The organism is Moorena sp. SIO1G6, assembly GCF_010672795.1.
GTDB lineage: Bacteria > Cyanobacteriota > Cyanobacteriia > Cyanobacteriales > Coleofasciculaceae > Moorena > Moorena producens.
In genome coordinates this window covers 1-23,946 of the sequence record NZ_JAAHFZ010000001.1, presented here as the reverse complement: position 1 = coordinate 23,946, position 23,946 = coordinate 1, and the positions used below count along the sequence as shown (strand labels likewise).

Below are 23,946 nucleotides of genomic sequence, written 5' to 3'. Positions count from 1 at the left end.
AATAAAATATATTCGGTGAGTTATTCAACGGAATTAAACCAAACCTCAGATCACAGGGAGGTGATCTTTAGGTGGTTACATCTGACTGACCTCCATTTGGGTATGGATGGCTTAGAGAATCTCTGGCCAAATGTTGAGGAAATTTTCTTCAATGATTTAGAGTACCTTTGTGAACAGGTCGGCCCTTTGGATTTGGTAATGTTTACTGGGGATATCACCCAGGGCGGCAGTGAATCAGAATTCCAACAGGTAGACAAACTGTTAACTAGTAAGCATTCAGCTATCAGCCAAAGGCCTTTGGCCACGCTTTCGGCAAAGCCGACGCTTCGCGAACGCGAACAGCTATCAGCCAAAGGCCTTTGGCCACTGGGCATAGCCCACGCTACTTGATGTGCTTATGGGCTATGGGCAAGCTACACCGAACAGCTTTTGAATAAGCGATGCAGCTTCGGAACAGGGGAGGCAGTGCCGACCTGCGGGGGTTCCCACGGGGCAAACAGCGGTGCGGACGCAGGTTCCGCACACAGACCCATGCGCCACTCGCGGTCTGCCGTGGTTTCCCCCACTCGCGCTTTGCATCAAGAAAACAGGTAAGTATTCGTTTAATCTGTGTTACGGAAAGCACCTCAAGTAGCGTGAGCTTTTAGCTCACGGCTGACCGCTGACGGCTGAATGCTTACGCTCATTATTGTTACTGTACTTCTTAGTTATACAAACCGCCGTAAATTAAATTAACTTAATTTTTATTCATAAAAATTAAGTTAATGGTACTATAAATGAAATCTAGATTCAATTAGATATTATATAAATGTGTTGGTCATCTATCAAACACGGTGTGCCACACGGAAACAGGATTCAATATCTAAATACTGGCGGAGATTTGACCTCTACTGTGCTTCGTGTAAACCTGTCATAGCAAGTCGAATCCTTGAGCCAAAAATCCCCGTTTTTTGAGAGCGGGGAGTATCAAAGTACGATTGCCGTACTGTATTTATCGTGTCAATCATATGACAGGAGTGCAAGTTAAATGTTTTCTCTAGGTTCAACAACTCCAGTCGGGGACTTTCGAGTCGATACTAATTACTTAGTTACCGATGTAAATGGTGATGGTCAGTCTGATCTAGTCGAGCTTTGGAATGATACAGATAGTTTCTTTGCTGCGACTTGGATTAGTAATGGTCAAGGTGGATTTAACTTCGGCGGTAATACCAGAGTAGGGGACTTTCGAGTCGATACTAATTACTTAGTCACCGATGTAAATGGCGATGGTGATTCTGATCTAGTCGAGCTTTGGAATGATACAGATAGTTTCTTTGCTGCGACTTGGATTAGTGATGGTCAGGGTGATTTTGACTTCGGCGGTAATACCAGAGTAGGGGACTTTCGAGTCGATACTAATTACTTAGTTACCGATGTAAATGGCGATGGTGAGTCTGATCTAGTCGAGCTTTGGAATGATACAGATAGTTTCTTTGCTGCGACTTGGATTAGTGATGGTCAGGGTGATTTTGACTTCGGCGGTAATACCAGAGTAGGGGACTTTCGAGTCGATACTAATTACTTAGTTACCGATGTAAATGGCGATGGTGAGTCTGATCTAGTCGAGCTTTGGAATGATACAGATAGTTTCTTTGCTGCGACTTGGATTAGTGATGGTCAGGGTGATTTTGACTTCGGCGGTAATACCAGAGTAGGGGACTTTCGAGTCGATACTGATTACTTAGTCACCGATGTAAATGGTGATGGTCAGTCTGATCTAGTCGAACTTTGGAATAATACAGATAATTTCTTTGCTGCGACTTGGATTAGTGATGGTCTGGGTGGATTTAGCTTCGGCAGTAATACACAAGTAGGAGACTTCCGAGTCGATACTGATTACTTAGTTACCGATTTAAATGGTGATGCTCAGTCTGATCTAGTTGAACTTTGGAATGATACAGATAAGTTCTTTGCTACTAGTTGGTTAAGCTAAGTTAGTAGGTACTGCCCACCGAGGATTAATAACAATAGTAGTTCACGTAGGGTGGGCAGTGCACCAGACAGATCAAATCAGCCAGCCAATCAAGTTACTAGACACTGCCCACCTAAGATTAATCAAAATAGTAAGCTAACGTAGGGTGGGCAGTGGTTGAGACAAATCAGATCAGCAAACCAATCAAGTTAGTAAACACTGCCCACCTAGGATTAATCCCAATAGAACAGTAAACAAATCTACGGTGGGCAAACAACATTTACTGTAAGCATTTAGCTAATGCGCTACGCGCACGCTACGCGAAAAGCAGTCAGCCGTCAGCTAATTAACGGGAGGTAGTAAAAAAGCTGCAGTATGCTCCTACGGCTGCTTGAAAATTCCTGCTCCTTTTACTAATCCGACCCCCTGGAGTTCTCTCGCCTGATAGCTGATAGCTAATAGCTGATAGCTGATGGCTTAAAAAACAAACGATAAAACTAAATACTACTCCCGACTCCCTACTCCCTACTCCCTACCCTAATGCTATAATACTAAAAAGCCAAAGGAGTAAAAGAGGCGAAACCGATGACTCAATTAGAAATTGGTCAAGAAAACGTACCGCCCGAAGAAGACGAAGCTACTCGTGAAATTGCCCAAATCAGTGAACGACTTATTGACAAACATCCTCCTGTAAAACGGGGAGAACATCCCAAAGCTCATGGTTGTGTTAGAGGAGAATTTATCATTGACCCTAACCTCCCTAAGGATGACAAGATTAGAGTTGGTATTTTTAAAGAACCAGGTAAGCGTTTCCCCGCTTGTATTCGCTTCTCAAATTTCAGTGAGCAGAAGGATACCAGAGGTGATGCCCATGGTATGGCGGTTAAACTGATGGGTGTACCAGGAGACAAAGTCTTGGAGGATGAAAAATATGAGGAAACCCAAGACTTTTTGCTAATAGACCACCCGCTTTTCGTAGTTCGCAATGCCAAAGACTACATTGAGTTTTTTGCAGAAATTGAACGTTCCGGAAGCCGGAACCCCTTAAAGTTTTTCATAACTGGACTTAATCCATTTAAATGGCGCTGGCGTGAGATCCAGATCGGACTAGGGATTCGGTTGTCCAAGATTCGCAGTCCATTAGAATCTCAATATTGGAGTACAACCCCATACAAATATGGGTCAGGAGCGATTAAATTTTCCCTGAAGCCTTCTCCTGATAATATCTCAACTAGTTCTAAGTCGATTCCTAAAACAGAAAACTATCTCCGCGACGCAATCCGGGAACATCTTAACAATAAAGAAGCTTGCTTTGATTTCTTAATTCAGTTTCAGACCGATGCCGATAAGATGCCAATTGAAGACCCCACCATCGATTGGAAGTCACCCTATCAAAAAGTAGCTACTCTCAAGATTCCTGCTCAGACCTTTGAATCTCCTGAACAAATCAAATTCTGTGAAGATTTGTCCTACACCCCATGGCATTCTCTACCAGAGCATAGACCTTTAGGGGGAATCAACCGTCCTCGCAAGCAGGTTTACGAGTTAATTTCTCGGCTACGAAACAAACTGAATAATGTCCCCCATAAAGAACCGACAACAGAAGAATTTTTCTCGATTTTTCCCCTAGATGTCTTGCCGAAGTAGGGAGCAGGGAGTCGGGAGTCGGGAGTCGGGAGTCGGGAGTCGGGAGTCGGGAAAGATAGAGAAGTGTGGGAAGTGTGGGGAGCAACTGGCTTTGAAATCCCCAAGACCTCACTACATCGCTGCTCCGAAGCTCCCTTTTCCCTCTTGCCTATTGCCTATTGCCTATTGCCTATTGCCTATTGCCTATTGCCTATTGCCTATTGCCTATTGCCTTCCCCTCCTGGGAGGGGTTAGGGGTGGGTTCCTCTTGCTAGCATGCCTCTTGCCTTTTGCCTACTCCCTACTCCCTATTCCCTCGATCTGGGTGACCAAACCATGTCCATTGGCGATCGCTAGGCATATTGTCTTCTATTGTTTGTACAACGTCTGCCATGGTGCCGTCTTTGGCAACCCAACCGCCATCGATATCTGGGAAATCGAGCCGACAGTTCTCGCACTTTTTGTCATTGTAAAAGCGGATCGGACACCAGAAAGATTCCACATTCCTCAACATTTCAGCACCAAGGGAATACACCCCAGTCATCCAGTCACAGTAAAGGCACCAAATTAGATCATGACCAACTAAGCCTTCAAACTTCTGGCGACTGACATTGACCCATTCACTGTGCTTGTAACTTGGGAAGCCCAGTAACCAGATTAGGAATGGATACAAGGCTATTTCAGCAAGGCGAATCAAAAAAAACACTGGCAGACTGACAGCTGTCACCCATAATGCCAAGTGGTTTCGCCACCAGCCAAATCGCTGATTGAGGTAGCTAACAATTCTCGGTCCTTTTACTGCCTCAGAATGGACTAATTCATGAGCAACAATCCACAACTGTAGCGCTAATATTTGACCCACTAGGGCAGCCAAAACCCCCACCCAGCCTACAAGTAGTCCACTGATCAGCCAAGGAATCCACACTATCACTGATAGAATCACGTCCAGCCCAGGGGCTTGGGTAAAAGATTCCGAGATAGTCTTGCCTAGCTTACCGAGCTGAGGCATCACGGTTAACAGGGAGATCAACCCAACTCCCAGAGAAAAAACTGCTGCAAAGGTTAGAGCAAATGGAATCATAACTTGTGATGCACTATAGGGTTTTGAACAGGTCTGGAATTTGACAACTCAGGCAAAATTAACGATAAATTGGATTGCGGTGATACTTGGCATAAAAAAGTATCCACCCCCCTTGACGGTTACAAATCGAGGTAGGTTATTAATTCGTTTACGAATCAGTGAACGCTGAATGGTCATATGACCAGAACCGTCATTATCTCCGATGATCGGGTCTTTGTTACCATATAAACGGTTAAATCGAGGATTGTTACACCAAGTTTCCTGAAGAAACTCAAATTGACGCCTAATATTAGCATTAATACTGAAGAAATGCAGTCCTCGGGGCTTGCCATCATCCTCGATATCCACAGGCAACTGACCGTTTTCGATATCATCGATGGGGAATAGAGGTTCTCCGTAAAGAGCCCCCCGTCGAATAATCCGATGCCGATTGGATAGTTTGAAGGAATTCTCTGGGGTGGCATCTAGAAAGGAATCTCTGGGGTTGCTACGACGGATGTGAGCACCGATGGGGCAACGATAACCCTCCTTATCTTCTGGTAAGTACTTGAACTGATTCTTATCCTGAATCTCTGGGTTATCCTGGTCTGGGGCAAGCACTAGGGGGGTACCACTGGGCCAACGTCCTACGAACTTAGCGGCAAGCAAGCTCATGGTTGGAGCATGGGGACAACCCTCGCCATCATGTCCTTGTTGGGCAATATATTGCCAAAAGCCAGCTACATCCTGAGCTAGCTTCCGGTATACCAGGTAAGTTCCATGACGCCCGAAATCTTTGAACTCTGACAGCTCTGTACCTGGAAAACTGGGCAAGATATTATCACTATCCTGGTCTACTGGCACAGATGGGGTAGCAGGCAAGAAATCGTATTGATTGGGATAGCCCAGGATAAACTCCCCAGTCCTAACCACATCTTGATTAGGGTTTTGGTTGTTTCGAGTCCCCTCAATGATCGGCTGGGAAATACTGTCGTTAAAGCCAAAATGCTCCTTATTACTAGTACCTCTAAACCCAGGCTCTTCTGCCACAACCACTAGATTATCTTCTTGATCTTGAAGCAATTGGTTGCGCCGCTGGGCGAGGCTTTCGGGGTCTAATCCATAAAGGACCAACAGCATATGAATCTCTTCATTATTTGAGCCACCGACATCCCATTTATCTGGAGCACTTTCTGCCGTATCTCCTAATATACGAGAACGTTTTGAAGTGGCTATCCCTTCTATTAATTCCCTGGAAAAGGTTTCGAGAGTGTGCTGTGGTAGGTTAAGAGCCTGCAATCCTTTGTGGGTAAAGGCAATGTTCAAGGTAGATTCAGGTTTTTCCGTGGTTCCATCTGGTCGTTTTGGCCACAATTTACCTGTGGTGATTTCCGGGATAATAGTGTTTAACCATGCCTGAGCTTGTTTAGGGTTCTTGATTTGAACAAATAAATATAAGGCATAGCGCAGATGCCCATAACCACTCAATATAATTCCCTGAATATCTTCCCGTGCTTCTGGCGTTAATTCTGACATGGTCACTTCCCTCGTTTCTGGGTTTAGAGTTACAGAGTTATCTCTGAGTTATCGCTGCATCCAGCTGACGATTAATTCTTCTATTCAGTAGCTGTTTCAAGAAACCGTTATCAACAAACCGTTAGAGCAGTTTTAACCATTCCTCAATCGCAGCTCGATCAAAATTTGTCCCGATCATTTTGCTAATTTGTTGGTCTCTCAAACTAGTTTGGACAGTTTGCTCAGGATAGGCACTGTAGTAGAATAGGGATGGGGTTTGGTAATCTCGGAAATATTGTTTGAACGCCCCGATATCCTGAGCGCCTCCCTCTGGATAAGTCATTGTGTTGTTCCAAATGGAGTTTAATCCGTCGCTGGCTCGATCAACAAAATCATTCAGATAATTATCCCAGGAGCCATCATAATTACTTAAAAATAGTAAACGTTTCCCTTCATCAATAATCAGCCAACGGGCAAAATGAATTGTAGTGATATTAGCTAGGGATGCCGGGGGAAATAGATATTGTCCAGCCCAATTAACAAGAAACAATACTATCTTCAGACGCTTGATTCGCTCAGGCTTAATGTCTACAAGGTGATTCATTGAGTTCTGGACAAAACGATCTTCTGCGTTGGCCAGAAGCTGACTTTGAGCGAGATCAGCTTTTACACTAGTATATTGTCCAATTTCACTTCTATTTTCCGGTTTGCCCAGTATGCTAGCCAGAAAATTTATTATAACCAAGAGGATTTCGCGAATTAGGTTCAATATCCCTTGAACCAGAGCTACCAATCCTCTCAATATCTTTAATCCATTCAATCCCACAACTTCCCACCAGGTATTAGTTTGAGAAACCTGGGCAACTTTATCTAAAAATGGCTTTACTCCTGAACAATCTAGGTAGTTAGCGACATCCTTAAGATCTAAGAAATTTTCAATATGTTTCCGAATTGCGATGTAGTTCTTGAGGCTTTCGACTGTTTCGTTACGGAAGGCGATGTAGAAGGCTTCGGGCTGATAGGAGTGTTCGTTAATAAATTCAGAGAATTGTGGCTTGCCGGTATAGCCTTGGCATTTTTCCCATAGGCTATCCATTCCTGGTGATATCTGAATTATTTCATTTAGGTAGCTATCTAAGTCACCATCATAATTGCTCGAAAAGAGCAAGCGCGGTCCATTATCAGGATCATTGAGGATGGCAAAACGCGCCAAGTGGGTGTTACGGCTCTCAGGAAAGCGAACATAGGGATTATTTTCTGGCTCCGAGTCAATTGCTTCGAGAATTGATTTTAGCTCTGCCTCTTCTCCAGGCTTTATCTTGACAATAACAGTCAGCGGGTTTGGGGACATTTTGCCCTCCATTTAATTAATAATGGTGTTTTGGCGAAACTAAGTTTATGGTTTAGTTTACGGTTTAGTTTACGGTTTAGTTTACGGTTTAGCGATCGCGTTTAACCCTATGTAGCTTTAGACTATAGAGCATTGACGGGTTGGTGTGACTGTAACTTGATGACAATCATCATTAATTATACCCTATTTATTTTATCAAAATTAGTTTTCACTGTCAAAATATAAACATTGTTTACATTATTGTTTACATTACTGTGCTCTGGTCCCTGCCCTCTCCTTGCTAGGGCTCCATTTTCTACATATTTCTTAATATGTTTAGTTGATTGTTTCTGCTATAGTGGGTAAAGTTTGTGGAAAATCCAATGCTCTCAAAGAGCCGCTACTGGATGCTCTAAAGAGACCCTAAGCGAACGCATGTTTCACTATCAAACCAGTGAATCAACTGGGGTGATATAGCCAGGGTCACTTCTTCGGTTTCCCAAGTTAAATTATTAGGTAATAACCCTCGGATACTGAGAGAGTCTGACCCCTTCACCCGAACACTAATTAAATTATGCATGCCTAGATTTTCCACGAGGTAGATGCGACCCTCAATCCTATATTTATCCTCTGGTTGAGCTAAGGCCACATCTTCTGGGCGGATACCTAGGACAATCTGTGGCGGCACTTTAGGCAAATTTGGCAAAGGAATTTTGACCTCACCCAAGATGGCATAATTCCCCTGACAGTGAAGTGTCAGTAAGTTCATTTGGGGAGAACCGACAAAACTAGCCACAAACTGATTTGCTGGCTGCTTGTAAATGCCCTGGGGTGTATCTAGCTGTTGCAGCTTACCCTCAGATAACACCGCAATCTTGGTTGAGAGGGTCATCGCTTCGGTTTGGTCATGAGTAACATAAACCACTGGTGCCTTTTGAGCAACAAATAGCTGCTTCAAATCCGCCCTAACTTGCTCTCGCAGCAAAGCATCCAAGTTACTCAGAGGTTCGTCTAACAAAAACACAGCCGGTTGCCGCACCAATGCCCTGCCCAGAGCAACCCGCTGGCGCTGACCACCAGATAGCTGACTAGGCTTACGCTCCATCAAATTTTCCAGTCCCAGTTTACCAGCTACTTCCTGCACCAGGCTCCGAATTTGGTCAGAAGGGACTTTATGGAGTTTCAGACTAGCGGCCATATTGTCATATACGGTCATATGAGGATAGAGAGCATAGCTTTGGAAAACCATAGCGATATTGCGATCGCCTGGTCTAACATGAGTAACATCCCGTCCATTGATAACTACTTTGCCATGGGTGGGTTGTTCTAATCCAGCAATTAGTCGCAGGATCGTAGATTTACCACATCCCGATGGCCCAAGTAGGGTCAGAAATTCTCCTTCATCCACTTCTAAGCTAATGTCGTTAACTGGGATGACGTTACCCTTGTTAGTCTTGTAGATTTTATTAATATTATGTAGCTCTAGTTTAGGCATACCATTTGGAGGTTGAAGGTTGGGAGGTTGAAGGTTAGCTGGTTGAAGGTTGAAGGTTAGCTGGTTGAAGGTTGAAGGTTGAAGGTTAGCTGGTTGAAGGTTGAAGGTTGAAGGTTAACTGGTTGTTCGCGTAGCGTGGCCAAAGGCCAAGGTTTTGGAAGTGTGTGGGGAAAAGCGCGATCGCATTACTTCCCCAATAGGGCACTGCCTCCCCAAGACCGCGCTAGATGGCTTTTGCAATTAGGCAAAATTCGCGGGAAAATTATACTCTCCTTCCATCTACCCATCAATGTTTACAATTCAGATGTAAAGAGAAACGATCTGAGGGAAGTCAAGTTTCAAAACTGTCAATCAATACGATAATCTCCTTCATCCTCGCGGAGTCGGTTTTGATCAGGGTAGGTTTTCAGATATGCCATGAAGCCTGTAATTTGTCGGCTGCACTTCTGGCATAGATCAAATAGTTGTGTAAACTGAGATTGATGAATGTAACCAGCATCAAGAGCAACATAGGCTTGAGAACGTAGTTCACCCGCAGAGCCTCTAGCTCGACCTAAGAACTCAATAAAAAGACGTTGTGTCCGACTCTCAAAGCCCTCAGCAATATTTGACATAATAGAAACCGCTGCACGGCGCATCTGGTTGCACAAACCAAAATCACGGGAAAACTCTCCCTCCTTTGACAGTGCGTAAACCAACCTTGTTAACTCCCGTGCTGTCTGCCATCCCTGAATTTCTTCAAATCGTTTTATCGTTCCCATACTCTTCCAAACTCAAAAGATTCAATCTTAAAAAATTCAATCTTAAAACCTTCCCTACAAAGAACGCCAAGGCCGAACAACCTCCAACCCTCCAACCCTCCAACCCTCCAACCTCCAACCCTCCAACCTCCAACCCTCCAACCCTCCAACCCTCCAACCCTCCAACCTCCAACCTCCAACCCTCCAACCTCCAACCTTCAACCTTCAACCTCCAACCTTCAACCCTCCAACCCTCCAAACCTCCAACCTCCAAACCTCCAACCTCCAACCCCCAAAGAGTTAACCCTTAACTGCTCCCGATGTTAAACCTTGGACAATTTTACCTTGGAAAAACATTACTAATACCACTAAGGGAAATGTTCCTATAACTGTCATAGCCGCAATGGAACCGTAGGGAATCTCTTTTCCCAGAGAACCACTTAACTGAGCCGCAGCAACGGGCAGGGTTTTCAGAGATTCTTGGCTAATGAAAGTGAGGGCTAAAATAAATTCATTCCAAGCAAAAATAAAGGTAAGTATTCCTGTTGTTACTAAAGCTGGAACGGTTAGGGGTAATAGAATTTGGATTAGCATTTGCCAGGTGCTATAGCCATCGACTTTAGCAGCATCTTCTAGCTCTGGCGGTAGCTGTTGAAAAAAGCTGCGCATCACTAATAGGGTGAGAGGAAGGTTGATAGCTGTATAGGAAATAATCAGGCTTAGATAATTATTCCCTAGTTTAATAATTTTGATAAGTTCCAGGAGTCCTAGGAATATCAAAATAAAGGGAAATAATGTGATAATGATAATCCCAGCAATGATGATTTTTTCTCCCCTTAGGGTTAACCGTGCTAAGGCGTAAGCAGCGGGAGTTCCTATCCCTAAACACAATAGTGTGGAAGTAATTGATACAAAGGTGCTGTTGAAAATATAGTGGACTAGGGGGCGCAGGGTAAATAAGTTTATATAGTGGTCAAGTGTATACCGCTTAGGGAAATAAATATTGGGAAGGGAAGAGATATCTTGGTTGACTTTGATGGAAGTGAGGAATTGCCAAAGGAGTGGTGCTAGGCAGAAAATTATCAATAAGATGATTCCTAGGGGCAGGATAATTAGTTTGATAATGTTAATTTGTTTTGTTTTCGGTTGAGGGGATGATGAGTTAGGCATAGGACTTACGAAGTTGAGTTGGTTTTGCCCCCCTAACCACCCAATTTGGGGGGGAATGATGTCAAAGTCCCCCAGAATTGGGGGATTTAGGGGGCTTTGCGTAACTCCTGAGGCAGAATAGTCATTAGTTGCGTGAGCCTAGGGCTATAATTACCACCGTGGTTACCAGTATCAAAAAGGTTACTACCACAAGGGCAGCACCATAACCAAAGTCTAGATAATCCATGACAGTGGTATAGATGTAGAGAGATACAACTTCTGTAGCTCCTCCCGGACCACCTCCAGTCATCACTTTGATCAGGTCGAAGACTCCGAAAGCTTGGGCAAAGCGGAACAGTAGGGAAATTAGGATTTGGGGCGTCAATAGCGGTAGAGTAATTTGCTTGAAACTTTGCCAGGGGGTAGCACCGTCTAGGGCATGGGCTTCGTATAGGTCTTGGGGAATAGACTGCAAGCCAGCTAGGAGCAAAATGCTGATGAAGGGTGTAGTTTTCCAAACGTCTGCGGCAATCACTGCCATCATCGCTGTTGTAGGGTATCCTAGCCAGTTGATTCCGTCTTGAATAATACCTAGACGCAGTAAGATATCATTCCAAACCCCAAACTGGTCATTAAACATCCAAGCCCATACTAGACCGATCAAAGCAGTTGGCAAGGCCCAAGGCAGGATAGCGATGGTGCGCACAATACCCCTTCCTTTAAAGGTTTGATTTAAAATTAATGCGATCGCAATTCCTAACACCAGTTCCAGAGCAACAGATACTGAGGTAAAAATCACAGTATTCCAGAGACTCTGCCAGAAGCGACCATCCCCCATCATTCGCCCATAATTATTGAGACCAGAAAAGACCGGTTGTAGCTGTGTCCCTAGGTTCTTAGTGAACAAACTTAACCAGAACGAACGCAAAATAGGATAGCCATAGACTAGCAGCAGTAGTAACAATGCTGGTGTTACCAACAACCACCCTGTCCTTTGCTCCTGTGCTGCTATCGGATCAGTTTTCATTCAACAATTTAGAATTTAGAATTTAGAATTTAGAATTTAGAATTTAGAATTTAGAATTTAGAATTTAGAATTTAGAATTTAGAATTTAGAATTTAGAATTTAGAATTATACATTCTGCCTTCTGCCTTCTGCCTTCTGCCTTCTGCCTTCTGCCTTCTGCCTTCTGCCTTCTGCCTTCTGCCTTCTGCCTTCTGCCTTCTGCCTTCTGCCTTCTGCCTTCTGCCTTCTACATTCTACATTCTACATTCTACATTCTACATTCTTCCTTCTACATTCTTCCTTCTACATTCTTCCTTCTACATTCTACATTCTACATTCTTCATTCTTCCTTCTTCCTTCTTCCTTCTTCATTCTTCATTCTTCATTCTTCATTCTAAATTCTACCGACAACAGCCTACGGGTTTGATCAGCTGCTGCTTTCATCATTTTTTCAGCACTGAGTTTGGGATTAGTTAGCACAGCATTGAGGTACCGTTGTAAAATATCAGATACCTGAGAATATTGGGGAACTGGTGGACGCAAGACAGCCCCCTCTAACACCTCTAGCAATTTTGGATAGTGGGGATACTTAGCAACAATATCTGGGTCTGCAAACAGCTTCCGTCGGGTTGGCAGATAGCCAGTTTCCAGAGTATACCGACGCTGGGCTTTGTCACTGGTGAAATACTCAATAGCTCTCCAGGCTTCCTCAGGATGTTTGGAAGATTTAGCAATTCCCAAACCCCAACCTCCTAAGCAAGCACCAGCTTTGCCACCAGGACCATGAACCATAGGGCTAATGCCAATCTTGCCTTTGACCTTTGAACCCTCTTGATTTGCCAATGACCAAACATAGGGCCAATTCCTCAGAAATACTGCATCCCCATTTTGAAACAACAGTCGTGTTTCTTCTTCCTGATAGGTAGTGACGCCAGGGGGTGAAATCCCTTGTTTGATGGTGCTGCGCAGAAATTCTACAGCTTTAATCGCTTCCGGTTTATCCAAACCCACTTCCAAGGTTTCCGGGTCAACCCAGAAACCACCAAAGCCTGCAAGTATCTCCACAAACATGGCTGATAACCCTTCATATTGACGACCTTGCCAAAGATAGCCCCATTTGGGATCATGGTTTTCCTGCAATTGTTGGGAAATGTTGACCAACTGCTCAAAGGTTTTTGGGGCTTGGAATCCAGCTTGCTCTAGCAAATCCTGACGATAGTAGAGGATACCACCATCGGAACGGAATGGTATGCGGTATAGTTTCCCCTGGTAGCGTCCTGAATCAACTGCTTTATCCAGAAATTCGTTTAAATACTCCTTACTAACTCGCTCCGATAAATCTAGTAACCACCCTGCAGCGGCAAATTTAGGAGCCCAAATCACGTCCATGTTAATCAGGTCATAGGGTGAGTCTCCTAAAATGAAAGCAGAGGTATAGAGGTCTTCTGTTAAGTCAGAGTTTAATGGTCCTTCGATCAGTTCGATTTGAATATCTGGATTCTCTAGCTCAAAATTCTTGACCAGTAGTTCCTGCCAATAAGCAAATTCCCCCGCTCCCATCAATAGGGTGAGTTGAACAGGGGGCTGGGTCAGTGCTGGTAGTGCCCAAAACTGGGACAGGAGCACACTGGCAACCAGCATTCCCAAAAGAATCAGGATTACGAAAGGTCTAAGCAGTTTAGTGAAACCTTAATCAGCGCGTCGCAGCATTCATCAGTTTAGCATCAACTATCCGACTCTCTAGGAACTTCATACAGATCGGCTTTGCCCCGAGCATAACTATGGGCAAGCTCAGAAGAGCAAAGATAATTGTAGATAACACGATTGGTCTCAGGAAAGATTTATCGATTGTAGATTGGTTCATGATTAAATGCTTACCTTAAACAAGTTCTAGTACTGGTGGTGAACTCAATGGCTAGGTAACGTTACAGGCTCCGTAGCCGGTATTGTTCCTGTTTTTGCTCCGTACACAAATAATCTACCGATCTCACCAAGAGCAGTCGATAACTAAAAGTTAAGGAAAGTTATGGAGTTGCCCTAGGATTGGACTTAAATCAAACATGAGGTATACCCAATCGCTAACATAACGCAAATGCGATCGCAAACCCCTGAGGTTCAAACTAGGACAAAACGCTGGAAATAAAGCTACCGTTCAAAACAAACGAAAAGCTGACATGATCAGCGTTTTTAAGTGCCACAAAGCGGTACTAGTCATTGAGTTTTAAGTAGCTATCCTAAGGGAGTAATTGTGAACGGATCTACAATCCAAAAATTAATCTTGGCACCAGTCTTCATTTCAACTACACTCTTTTGTGTCTTCACCTTACCCGTAGCCCTATTTGGTGAAGAGTCCCTCACCATCCGCATGCAAGATGAACTATTTTTTCATGGTAAAGTCAGGGATTCGGCGGCTCCTTACTTGGGACTAGCGATGTTAATCAGTTTGGGAGTAGGTATCTCTAATGCTACTTTAGCTGGGTGGCAGGACTCTTCCCGGAAGTCAGCTACCATTGAGTCTGAGTTAGACACTATCGAGCAAGCTCTTCAGGAGAAGGAAAAGTTAATTCAACAACTACAAGTTTCAACATCCGAGCTGAACACAGAGAAGCAACAGAAGCTAGATAATGTGGTTGCTTATGAAGAAGTAAAATTTGCTGCTGCCAGCGTACCGATGGCAAAGAAGGTTTCTCGGACCGTGGTCATGGAGAAACCGATAACAGTTATGGAACCGTTAATAGTTACCCAGGAACCAGTGCTTGAAAACCTAGGGATGTCATGGCAACAGAGTAAGGTAAAAGCTGGAATCTATCAGTTTGCCTCTGCTCAAACGTTCTTAGGCTACACCAAGGGATGCAGTCGGCCAAAGGGAGTTTCCCCCATTCGCGACGGCATCAAGAATACTTCTTCTGCATCTGAACAATCCACAAGCATCAGAAATCCTCAAGTTCTGGCGAAAAAAATTGTGCTAGTTGAAGCACTCCAAAGTCAAATCCAAAACCTATCGGTTCAGCTAGAATCTCTCCAAACATCTTTAAAAGCAGCACCCCAAGTATCTGATCAAGCTCAAGTTGCAGCTTAGATAATAAGTAAGCTATCAGCATTCAGCTATCAGCATTCAGCTATCAGCATTCAGCTATCAGCATTCAGCTATTGGCCAAGCTACGGAAACAGCTTTTTAATAAAAGAAGCTGACCGCTGACCGCTGACCGCTGAATGCTGACAAACTATCAGCAGCACTTTATAGGCGGTCTTTACTTTAAAAAGACCGCCTATGACTATAAGAAGCATGTTATATTATTAAGTACAGTTAATCACTTTTAAAATCGGTTATCCTCTGAAAGTTAATTGTTAATTGTTAATTGTTAAGTTTTAATTTTTAATTTTTAATTAACAATTAATTTTATTTTTAGGAATGATATAGCGTTGATCATAATTTGATCATACTTACAGCGTTTTTCATAACTATGAGGTACACAGGATTTTTTCCCTGTTCCCTGTTCCCTGTTCTGTTCCCTGTTCCCTGTTCTGTTCCCTGTTCCCTGTTCCCTGTTCCCTGTTCCCTGCTCCCTAAAACCTACTCCCTGCTCCCTAAAACCTAGCATTTTGTACCTCACGACCTTGAAAATTGCTAGATTAAACTTTGCTCAGAGGCATTTTCCCATCCTTAACCTCAAGCAGATGTGACCTAGAGGATTCCACTAGGTCAATTTCCAGACCTTCCCGCGCCATAATCGTATTAGAAAACTCCTTAACAGCCTGTTCTCCAAGCTGATCCAAGAAATCATCGTTATGGAGGGGGTCATGATGGAAGATGACTAATTTTTTAGCATTAGCAGCTCGAGCAACTTTGATAGCTTCCTGCCAGGTGGAATGTCCCCAACCAATTTTGCTCGATATCTCAGAGTAGTATTCTTGATCAGTGTAGGCAGCATCATAAATCATCAGGTCTGCATTACGGGCCAGCCGCAGGACATTTTTATCGAAACCTTCTTCGAGGTGTTCTGTGTCAGTGATGTAGGCAGCTGAATAGCCTCGCCAGTTAACTCGATAGCCAACGGCTTCACCTGGATGGTTCAAGGGTGCATTTTCTACCGTAATCTCACCAATATTGACTGTTTCTCCAATCTCAAGGTCATAGAACTTCTTTTTCGATTGCATAATTTGCAAGGGCACCGGAAAATTTGGGTGGGTCATCTGATCAGTTAGACGTTTCTCGATGGTGGCACCATTAGGGGCGCGGGTGCCATAAATATGGAAACAATTCCTTTTAATAAAGGCAGGGGTAAAGAAAGGGAAACCCTGAATATGGTCCCAATGGGAGTGGGTAAAAAATAGATGAGCTTCTACGGGCATCTCTTTCAGGAGAGACTGTCCCAAAACTCGCAACCCTGTGCCACCATCAAAAATCAGACGCTCACGACCAACTCGGATCTCTATACAAGGTGTGTTGCCTCCATACCGAACTGTTTCTGGTCCTGGACAGGCAATACTACCTCTGACGCCCCAAAAACGAATAGTGAATAAGTTGTGGGTATTAGACATAATTTTTCCTTGCAGGCTTTTGCAGTTAGTTCATCAGTGAGGGTTTTCTGACGAAGAGGGTGTCAGTGTATGGTAATCCAGGAAGGGGCAAAGGTAAAGCTAGAATAGTCAAGTACCCTTGGCCCAATTCCTATTTACCCTTAGCTTTTCTAGCTAGAATTCAAGCACATTGCACAGCACGCCTTAGCACAAGAGTCACACTAATAATTAGCAACGATCTCACCTGGATGTTACTGGTTAGAGGTGATTAGCGGACTGAATTCCCCTGTTGTTGTAGGGTGTGTCGATTATACAAAGTAGCTCAAGTTTACCAGTATAGTTCATCAATCTGGAACTATGATGGCTCATAGCAAGTACTTCTTATTCCTATGATTCCCAAAAGCTTAGCAATATTCACCTGAATGTCTTGTAAGTTACACAACCCAAGTATGTGATCAAAATCACATACTTGGCAGTGGTACCAGAGGAAAACTACACCTGACATAGATTCCCCCTCGAAGGTATGATCAACAGAAACCAGATTAATGACCAATGACCAATCAAAAGATAGTTGTCAAAGTCGGCACATCTAGTTTAACCCAACCAGCAACAGGTCAGTTGGCCCTATCCACTATTGCTGCCCTAGTGGAAACCCTGAGTCGGCTCCGTTCTGAAGGTCATCAAGTGGTACTGGTTACATCTGGCGCTGTGGGGATTGGCTGTGGGCGACTGGGCTTAACATCACGACCGAATACACTCCCTCTCAAACAAGCGATCGCAGCAGTTGGTCAAGGACGGCTGATGCGGATATATGATGACTTATTTAGTAACCTCAACCAACCTATTGCTCAGATTCTCCTCAGCCGCCGAGATTTTGTACAGCGTAGTTGCTATGTCAATGCCTATGCTACCTTTCGGGAGCTACTCCAGCTGGGGGTGATCCCTGTGGTGAATGAAAATGATACGGTAGCCGTAGATGAACTTAAATTTGGGGATAACGATACCCTTAGCGCCCTAGTAGCTAGTTTGATTGAATCGGATTGGTTGTTTTTACTAACTGATGTGGATAGACTTTACTCAGCAGACCCCCGTAAGGTACCGGATGCTGAACCAATTATTTCAGTCAATAGCATTGAGGAGTTAACTGAACTAGAGGTACAAGCTGATGACTCAGGCTCTGGTTGGGGCACTGGTGGGATGGTAACCAAAGTGGCTGCTGCCCGAATTGCTACCAATGCTGGGGTCAGAACTGTAATCACTGAAGGACGATGTCCGGATAACATTGAAAGAATTTTACAGGGTGAATCCCTGGGCACCCAGTTTGCCCCCCAAGCTCAAACCAATAAAGCCCGCAAGCACTGGATTGCTTACAGTTTAGTGCCAGCAGGGAAACTCTATCTTGATAATGGAGCGCTCAAGGCAGTTTGTGATGGGGGCAAATCTCTATTAGCAGCTGGTATTACTCGCATAGAGGGGGATTTTCGCTCATCAGATGCCGTAGAGCTATGTGACAGCAATGGTACGGAAATTGCTAGGGGATTGGTGAACTACAACAGTAATGAATTACATAAGATTCGAGGGCATAAATCGGAAGAAATCCTGACTATTTTGGGTTACAAGGGGGCAGAAACTGTGGTTCATCGGGATAACTTGGTACTGATGAATTAGGGAGTAGGGAGTAGGGAGTAGGGAGTAGGGAGTAGGGAGTAGGGAGTAGGGAATCGGGAATCGGGAATCGGGAAAAAATCCTGTATACCTGATAGCTCTGATCAACGCTAGATAACGGTGTTTTGAGGATATTTTTAATTCGTGGCTGCCTTTTTTGCTGATTCTACCCAACTATCAAAGAGTTGCTGATTTTTCTTTATCCATTCTTCGGCATGGCGGCGAATATCTTTTGGGCTACTTTCACCATCTTGTACCAGTTTTTGTTGAGCATTCACATCGTCAATTGGAACTGTCATCAACTCAAACAGGCGTTTGGCAGCTGGATTTGCTGCTAAAAATTTCTTGTTTGCCATCACCCGAACTTTATCCACAGCAAAACCCACATTTTTTCCGTTAATAGTAGTATCTTTTTCGGTTATATTTTCCTGTTCTTTAGGTAGTGAAATAAAAGGAACCTCTAATCTAATGGTATCTTCTCCTGGCTTTAATACTGTCACTGACCAGTGGGGACTATAGCTATAAAATAAAATAGGTTGTCCTTGTTTATAGCGACCCAATGTGGCGGCCAAGAGAACATCATAGTTGCCTTGGTCATGTTCAACGGTATCGCGCAACTTGTAAGCATCCAGCTGATGTTCAATTACCAACTCACACCCCCAACCTGGATTACAACCAGTTAAGTTAGCTTTGCCATCTCCATCAGAGTCAAAAAGCTTGGCAATTTTGGGGTCTTTTAGTTGTCCGAAATTAGTAATTTTGTATTGTTCAGCAGTTTTTTTATCTATCTGATAGCTTTGCAAACCATCAGCAATAATTACCCCCACCTTTTCTAATTTTTGGTCACCACCGTTTTGTAAAAAGAATTTTTTGTGTATATTTTGCCAATGAACACTGTAGAAATCTACGTCTCCATTCCTGACAGAAATGTGTGCCAGGGGAATACTAAGTTGTTTTATTGCTGCAGGTTTATAACCAACCTTTTCCAAACCAATATTGATGATTTCGGAAACAAATAAGGCATAGGTGGAAACGGAGGATGCAGAACTGACCTTGACTCCTTTACCTGCTGTGGATTGACTCCCATTTGGGGTCTGTGCTTCACAGGCGATTAAACTGAGGCATAGAGCTGCTGCTAGGATAATACAAATAAATTGATTGATTTTCCTGATGGTCATTTCTTGGATTCTATTTGATCAGGTGCTCTGGAGATGTTACAGCTAGATTTTGCCTGAAATTCTGGTAAGGCGCAATCCCGACTACGGATCATAGGGTGGAATGGGCTGTTGGTGGCATGGGCATGTTGCCTGTTTCATTTCCGGGCGGGCAGGATGCCCACTCTACTGGTCGGGCGGGCAGGATGCCTACTCTACTGCTATTTCGCGCAGCGGGCAGGATGCCCACTCTACTCCTATTGATTCGTTGATTCAGCAACGCCCAATTTCTTGCTTAAACACTGGTTTCCAATGCTATCTTACGGAATGAAGAGCCGACCGACTCCCATATAATTGTCAATTTCAATCACAATTTCAAGTAGCCTATCTACACATTTATCCCGATAGGCTCGTTCATCCAAGACCCGATCAGCATTGCCAATTGTGATGACAGGAAGGGAATTGGACTTGTTTTCTTCACGCAAAACCTTCTCTAATGCATCCTTACCTTTCATCTTTCGATTGGCTGTCAATAGAATCATCTGATTGGCTTGAGCAAAGCGCCAAACAATTCGATCATTGCTATCGATTGGTAGCTCAACTTCTTGAAAGGAGACGAAACCTATGGGGAGAGTCTCAAGCCAACCTTGATTAGCAATGTTGCCTAACAGAACTACTGCATGTCTCTCAAGATTGTGATCAATCAAGAAAATCATGCTTTCTGTGCGTGTCTTGCTTTCTGTTCCTGGAGTTTTGCCCACAACGCTTCTCGACCGGGTTTAGGGGGCATTGTTGCAATGCGAGCAAAGTGTTCTCGATTCCGCTGTTCCCAATACTGTCGGTTTTCCTGTTCCTCCTGCAAAATAGTTTGATACTCGGCTTCGACTTGGGTACGATTGTCTTCGATGTATGATAGGGCTGCGCTTACTTGTTCCTTAGTTAGGTTAAGAACATCCCCAATTAATTTTGGTGGATACTGAGCTGTGACATAATCCATCACATCGTAGAGGGTGATGCGTGTTCCGGCAATGGTTAATCCCCATTCTGTGCGAATTATAGCTGTATTGCTATTAGAAACTGGAGCCATATCTATCGCTTTCTTAAGGTATCTCTATTGTACGAAGTGTTTAAGTATTCAGTGGTCAGCTTAAAATCAGGCGTTGCTTAATATAATGATTTTAAGAGTTTTGTAGAATGGGCATGTTGGTGGAATGGGCATCTTGCCTGTTATCAATATTTTGGCGCGGGCAGGATGCCCACTCTACTGATAGTCATCCCGCCCCTCAGCAATGGCACATCTGTTCCTAATGCTGCTAGGTCTAGTCACAAAACTAGGGTTTTAACGCAAGACACGCTCGATATATACCCGTCCATAAAGGAGAGCGCAAAATTTGCAGATTTTGACGATAGATTCGAGTATCAGGATCATTTGGCCCTAACTTCTGTTCGGCAATCTCCAATGCCTGTTGATAAAGGGGTTTAGCCTCATCATAGCGCCCGATTGAGTAGTAGAGTAAACCCAGGTTGTTGAGACTGGCGGCCACATCACGATGATTTTCACCCAAGCGGCTTCTAGTTATCTCTAAACATTTCTCATACCAGGGTTCGGCCTGGTCATAGATACCTTGACCCTCATAGAAATTTCCTAAGCCAACAAAGGGCTCTATTAAATCTTCATCCCTAAGCCAGTCAGTTAGGACTGTGGCAGCTTCGGCTAAATGAGGGATGGCGGGGGTAACTGCTGCAATCTGATCACGAGTTGCTGTCTTGGGAATTTTTTTGGCCACAGCTACCATTGCTTGACAAAAGCGTTGCTTGTAGCAATCGGCCTCTGGTAATTGAGCCAGCTTGGTCTGGAAAAATTCTCGCATTAGTTGATGAAGCCGATAGGTTTTCTGTTCACTCAGTTGCAACAGATTACGATTGACCAGAAAGCGATTGGCCGTAGGCCACGCTACGCGAACGCGTAATTCTTCCCATGCTTCTTGTTCTTCTTCCCATTCCTCCTGATCGTCAGTTTCTCTAACACAATTCTCTACCAGTGACCACTCACAAGGAGCAGGAGCAAACAAACTCAGACGACATCCTAACTGCTGGGCTTCTGGTGGCAAATTGTTCCAAGATAACTCAAACCCTTCTATAGAGTAGGGCGTAGCAGGATTGATATTGTTACTGGGGGGATTTAATTTTTTCCGTTTTTTTTTACTCCTATTCCATTGCTGTTATTCAGCAACCCAGGAGTTTTGAGGCATTCGAAGATAAATTTATTGACACCAAGATAGACCAGACTATCTTGAGATTCTGGTTTGCATAGGTCAATGTGATTCTTTGGTATCGCAACCGGCTTCACTTTTTCAATGCCTGGGTTGGCACTATCCTCGTCTACAACCAAAATCCCGTTTACAGCCTGGGTTTCGTAATAGACTTTTGTGGCAATTCCTAGACTCCGAACATGTTCTCGATACCATTCATTTAATTCCCGTAACTGAGGGGAATGAGCTTTTAGTTCTTTTACACTTATTGTAGTTCGTGTCATAAAGTTAATATTATCAATTAAATTAGCTAGATGAGACCCAGTGTGGGGAGTAGCCAGAAATACAACCCCTTTCGTCTGCTCAAGAATAGCTTGCTTTTGAAAGGTCAAGGCACTGTTGAGCATCTTTTTGACTAAAAGGCCGCCCATACTGTGAGTAATAAAGATTAATGGACGTTCGCCGAGATCGCAGCTATCTAACCAATCTAATAAATTACTGGCTTGATCGAAAAGGGGCATACTGCTGTGGCTTGTCCAGTTTGTCGCTTCAGCGTCATACCCAAAAGACCAGATGTTAACGCATAAATTATCTTTTCCTAACCAACCTAGCCAGCAGTCATCATCATCCCGTTTTCCCTGGGGATGCCAGGTGCTGATAGCATCCCCTCCCAGCCCGTGAACAAACACCACATCCGCACTGGGCAATAAGTCCTGATAGCTTGAGATTTCGATTAAGCCGGTTAAATCCCTCAACGGTTACCCTCAAGTTAATTATATAGCATTAACTAGTAGATGCCTGAAACCCAATCTCGAATTATTTTAACACAGGAAAATATAGGGAGTCGGAAATTCTAAATTCTAAATTCTAAATTCTAAATTCTAAATTCTAAATTCTAAATTCTAAATTCCATAACCGTACAATTTATTTCAATTATCCCTCCGAAAAAAAATTATAAAACCCCTTGACAAATTAAAATGTTATCGTTATGATTATATTTGTAACTTAACAACGAATTGTTAACTATGTCCGACAATTTTCGCCCTAACCCAGAAAACAATCCTGAGGAAATTACTCCTAGTAATACGCCTCAGGAACCTTCCCAAAAAAAATACCCCATTAAGCACATTTTGAAAGGCTCCCGCCAGGCAATAAACAACACCATTTATACCCTTTATGCACGGGGTTACGCCCAAGTTGACGAGTGGAGCCCCCTTCAGCCGACTGACATTCCTGGCGAATTCATGACGGTAATGACGAAGTACTTAATGCTGGGTTAAGGGCTTAAATTTTGGGGGGCTTTGCCCCCCCAAAGCATCAGGTCTGATGTCAGCGGTCAGCGGTCAGCCGTCAGTGGTCAGTGTTTAGCTGATAGCTGAAAACGGATAGCTAATAGCTAATAGCTGATACGCGACACGCTGATAGCTTACGGTCTGATCGGATTATGTTTGATTAGGTTTACAAAGTTGAGACATAAGTAACAATTCCTAGCCGTGGAACATAGTTCTGCGGCTACTTTTTTTTGGTTAGCAGGTTGTTCGCGTAGCGTGGCCTTTTGGCCAAGGTTATTTGGTTGTTCGCGAAGCGTGGCCTTTTGGCCAAGGTTAGATGGTTGTTCGCCTTTGGCGTTCGAGTAGGGTAGGTTTAAGGTTATGATGTTGTAGGTTATTAACAGGCTCAGCTGATCAACACAAGACCTCTTGAGGTGATCAACAAGTGTTCTATTGTGATTAATCCTTGGTGGGCAGTGCCTAGCAACCCGATGGCAAGCACATTAATCTGTCTGTTGCACTGCCCACCCTACATCTACTTAATAAAATTCTCCTTGGTGGGCAGTGCCTAGCAACCCGATGGCAAGCACATTAATCTGTCTGTTGCACTGCCCACCCTACATCTACTTAATAAAATTCTCCTTGGTGGGCAGTGCCTAGCAACCCGATGGCAAGCACATTAATCTGTCTGTTGCACTGCCCACCCTACATCTACTTAATAAAATTCTCCCCATCTCCCCATCTCCCCGACTCCCGACTCCCGACTCCCGATTCCCGACTCCCGATTCCCGATTCCCGATTCCCTCCAATAACAAATTTAAAAATGATAAAATACCTAACTACTTTATTGCTGTTGCTAACATTATCCTTTGCCTTTGCACCTCCCGCTGTTGCTTTCTCCTACTGCCGCACTAAAAATAACAACCGGATTTGCATCCTTAGCATTAAGCGGAGTGCTAAGTATCTATGGGAATATCGAGCAGCAGTTAGTGTTAATGGCGTTGCTACTCCTATAGAAATATATAATTGTCGCGATCGCATTAGAGTTAAGAAAGACAGAACTGTTGTGCCATTTCAAGACAATGTGCGGCTCGTTTTAGCTAGGAGCCTCTAGAAACTAGAGGGGTATGAGTTAAGGGATTCGCGGGGATAACCCCGAAATCCTAACTATTTCCTGGATGGTGGTGAAAACCCACCCCTTGAGGAGACAA

The 23,946-nt window shown here is 43.9% G+C and carries 24 protein-coding genes; 9 read left to right on the top strand and 15 right to left on the bottom strand.

The window, feature by feature from the left end; genetic code table 11:
* Positions 1 to 15 precede the first annotated feature (15 nt).
* From F6K63_RS00120 to F6K63_RS00105, 4 genes are all read left to right on the top strand, one after another.
* The gene (locus F6K63_RS00120) at positions 16 to 390 is read left to right on the top strand and encodes a metallophosphoesterase family protein (protein ID WP_287251542.1); all 375 of its coding nucleotides are present in this window, start codon (positions 16 to 18) and stop codon (positions 388 to 390) included.
* A gap of 637 nt (positions 391 to 1,027) precedes the next feature.
* A complete protein-coding gene (locus F6K63_RS00115) occupies positions 1,028 to 1,972 on the top strand; it encodes a hypothetical protein (protein WP_287310267.1) in 945 nt (314 codons plus the stop codon).
* 564 nt (positions 1,973 to 2,536) lie between these two features.
* Positions 2,537 to 3,598, top strand: a complete 1,062-nt coding sequence (locus F6K63_RS00110; RefSeq protein ID WP_287310265.1) for a catalase family protein — start codon at positions 2,537 to 2,539, stop codon at positions 3,596 to 3,598.
* 63 nt (positions 3,599 to 3,661) lie between these two features.
* The gene (locus F6K63_RS00105) at positions 3,662 to 3,832 is read left to right on the top strand and encodes a hypothetical protein (RefSeq protein WP_287310263.1); all 171 of its coding nucleotides are present in this window, start codon (positions 3,662 to 3,664) and stop codon (positions 3,830 to 3,832) included.
* Between the two features lie 46 nt (positions 3,833 to 3,878).
* On the opposite strand, the gene F6K63_RS00100 is transcribed toward F6K63_RS00105, so the two are convergent.
* The 9 genes from F6K63_RS00100 to F6K63_RS00060 all read right to left on the bottom strand — a co-directional run bounded on the left by F6K63_RS00100 (position 3,879) and on the right by F6K63_RS00060 (position 13,736).
* Positions 3,879 to 4,658 carry a hypothetical protein gene (locus tag F6K63_RS00100; RefSeq protein WP_287310262.1) on the bottom strand — a complete coding sequence of 260 codons (780 nt, stop codon included), beginning with the start codon at positions 4,656 to 4,658 and terminating at the stop codon, positions 3,879 to 3,881.
* Positions 4,659 to 4,706: 48 nt separating this feature from the next.
* Positions 4,707 to 6,173 carry a Dyp-type peroxidase gene (locus F6K63_RS00095; RefSeq protein ID WP_287310261.1) on the bottom strand — a complete coding sequence of 489 codons (1,467 nt, stop codon included), beginning with the start codon at positions 6,171 to 6,173 and terminating at the stop codon, positions 4,707 to 4,709.
* A 121-nt stretch (positions 6,174 to 6,294) separates the two neighbouring features.
* Entirely contained in the window at positions 6,295 to 7,503 is a 1,209-nt protein-coding gene (locus F6K63_RS00090; RefSeq protein WP_287310259.1) for a hypothetical protein, read from the bottom strand.
* Positions 7,504 to 7,894: 391 nt separating this feature from the next.
* Positions 7,895 to 8,977, bottom strand: coding sequence for an ABC transporter ATP-binding protein (locus F6K63_RS00085; RefSeq protein WP_287310258.1), 1,083 nt, complete (start codon positions 8,975 to 8,977; stop codon positions 7,895 to 7,897).
* 347 nt (positions 8,978 to 9,324) lie between these two features.
* Positions 9,325 to 9,738, bottom strand: coding sequence for a four helix bundle protein (locus tag F6K63_RS00080; protein ID WP_287310257.1), 414 nt, complete (start codon positions 9,736 to 9,738; stop codon positions 9,325 to 9,327).
* 279 nt (positions 9,739 to 10,017) lie between these two features.
* Positions 10,018 to 10,887 (bottom strand): carbohydrate ABC transporter permease, encoded by an 870-nt coding sequence (locus tag F6K63_RS00075; RefSeq protein ID WP_287310256.1) that lies wholly within the window; start codon positions 10,885 to 10,887, stop codon positions 10,018 to 10,020.
* A gap of 124 nt (positions 10,888 to 11,011) precedes the next feature.
* Positions 11,012 to 11,893 (bottom strand): carbohydrate ABC transporter permease, encoded by an 882-nt coding sequence (locus tag F6K63_RS00070; RefSeq protein WP_008187674.1) that lies wholly within the window; start codon positions 11,891 to 11,893, stop codon positions 11,012 to 11,014.
* 354 nt (positions 11,894 to 12,247) lie between these two features.
* On the bottom strand, positions 12,248 to 13,513 hold the full coding sequence (locus F6K63_RS00065) for an ABC transporter substrate-binding protein (protein WP_287310254.1): 1,266 nt from the start codon (positions 13,511 to 13,513) through the stop codon (positions 12,248 to 12,250).
* A 52-nt stretch (positions 13,514 to 13,565) separates the two neighbouring features.
* Complete coding sequence (locus tag F6K63_RS00060; protein WP_008187672.1) at positions 13,566 to 13,736, bottom strand: hypothetical protein; 171 nt, start codon at positions 13,734 to 13,736, stop codon at positions 13,566 to 13,568.
* A gap of 384 nt (positions 13,737 to 14,120) precedes the next feature.
* Here F6K63_RS00060 and F6K63_RS00055 point away from each other — a divergent pair, with 384 nt between their 5' ends.
* Positions 14,121 to 14,951 carry a hypothetical protein gene (locus F6K63_RS00055; RefSeq protein ID WP_044494144.1) on the top strand — a complete coding sequence of 277 codons (831 nt, stop codon included), beginning with the start codon at positions 14,121 to 14,123 and terminating at the stop codon, positions 14,949 to 14,951.
* Positions 14,952 to 15,336: 385 nt separating this feature from the next.
* Entirely contained in the window at positions 15,337 to 15,471 is a 135-nt protein-coding gene (locus F6K63_RS00050) for a hypothetical protein (protein ID WP_287310253.1), read from the top strand.
* Positions 15,472 to 15,505: 34 nt separating this feature from the next.
* Here F6K63_RS00050 and F6K63_RS00045 read toward each other — a convergent pair whose 3' ends face one another.
* Positions 15,506 to 16,414, bottom strand: a complete 909-nt coding sequence (locus tag F6K63_RS00045; protein ID WP_008187668.1) for an MBL fold metallo-hydrolase — start codon at positions 16,412 to 16,414, stop codon at positions 15,506 to 15,508.
* 531 nt (positions 16,415 to 16,945) lie between these two features.
* Here F6K63_RS00045 and proB point away from each other — a divergent pair.
* The gene (proB, locus tag F6K63_RS00040; RefSeq protein ID WP_287310251.1) at positions 16,946 to 18,061 is read left to right on the top strand and encodes a glutamate 5-kinase; all 1,116 of its coding nucleotides are present in this window, start codon (positions 16,946 to 16,948) and stop codon (positions 18,059 to 18,061) included.
* Between the two features lie 134 nt (positions 18,062 to 18,195).
* On the opposite strand, the gene proX is transcribed toward proB, so the two are convergent.
* The 5 genes from proX to F6K63_RS00015 all read right to left on the bottom strand — a co-directional run bounded on the left by proX (position 18,196) and on the right by F6K63_RS00015 (position 22,219).
* Positions 18,196 to 19,236 (bottom strand): glycine betaine/L-proline ABC transporter substrate-binding protein ProX, encoded by a 1,041-nt coding sequence (gene proX / locus F6K63_RS00035; protein ID WP_287310249.1) that lies wholly within the window; start codon positions 19,234 to 19,236, stop codon positions 18,196 to 18,198.
* Positions 19,237 to 19,532: 296 nt separating this feature from the next.
* The gene (locus F6K63_RS00030; RefSeq protein ID WP_287310692.1) at positions 19,533 to 19,928 is read right to left on the bottom strand and encodes a DUF5615 family PIN-like protein; all 396 of its coding nucleotides are present in this window, start codon (positions 19,926 to 19,928) and stop codon (positions 19,533 to 19,535) included.
* Positions 19,925 to 20,299, bottom strand: coding sequence for a DUF433 domain-containing protein (locus F6K63_RS00025; protein ID WP_287310247.1), 375 nt, complete (start codon positions 20,297 to 20,299; stop codon positions 19,925 to 19,927). Before F6K63_RS00025 ends, F6K63_RS00030 begins: the two co-directional genes overlap by 4 nt.
* Positions 20,300 to 20,543: 244 nt before the next feature.
* Complete coding sequence (locus F6K63_RS00020) at positions 20,544 to 21,323, bottom strand: tetratricopeptide repeat protein (protein ID WP_287310245.1); 780 nt, start codon at positions 21,321 to 21,323, stop codon at positions 20,544 to 20,546.
* Between the two features lie 71 nt (positions 21,324 to 21,394).
* Positions 21,395 to 22,219: an esterase/lipase family protein gene (locus F6K63_RS00015; protein ID WP_287310243.1), complete on the bottom strand. Its 825-nt coding sequence runs from the start codon at positions 22,217 to 22,219 to the stop codon at positions 21,395 to 21,397.
* Positions 22,220 to 22,489: 270 nt separating this feature from the next.
* Between F6K63_RS00015 and F6K63_RS00010 the strand changes: the two genes are divergently transcribed.
* On the top strand, positions 22,490 to 22,744 hold the full coding sequence (locus F6K63_RS00010) for a hypothetical protein (RefSeq protein ID WP_008187661.1): 255 nt from the start codon (positions 22,490 to 22,492) through the stop codon (positions 22,742 to 22,744).
* Between the two features lie 814 nt (positions 22,745 to 23,558).
* Positions 23,559 to 23,849: a hypothetical protein gene (locus tag F6K63_RS00005; RefSeq protein WP_287310691.1), complete on the top strand. Its 291-nt coding sequence runs from the start codon at positions 23,559 to 23,561 to the stop codon at positions 23,847 to 23,849.
* Positions 23,850 to 23,946: the final 97 nt, after the last annotated feature.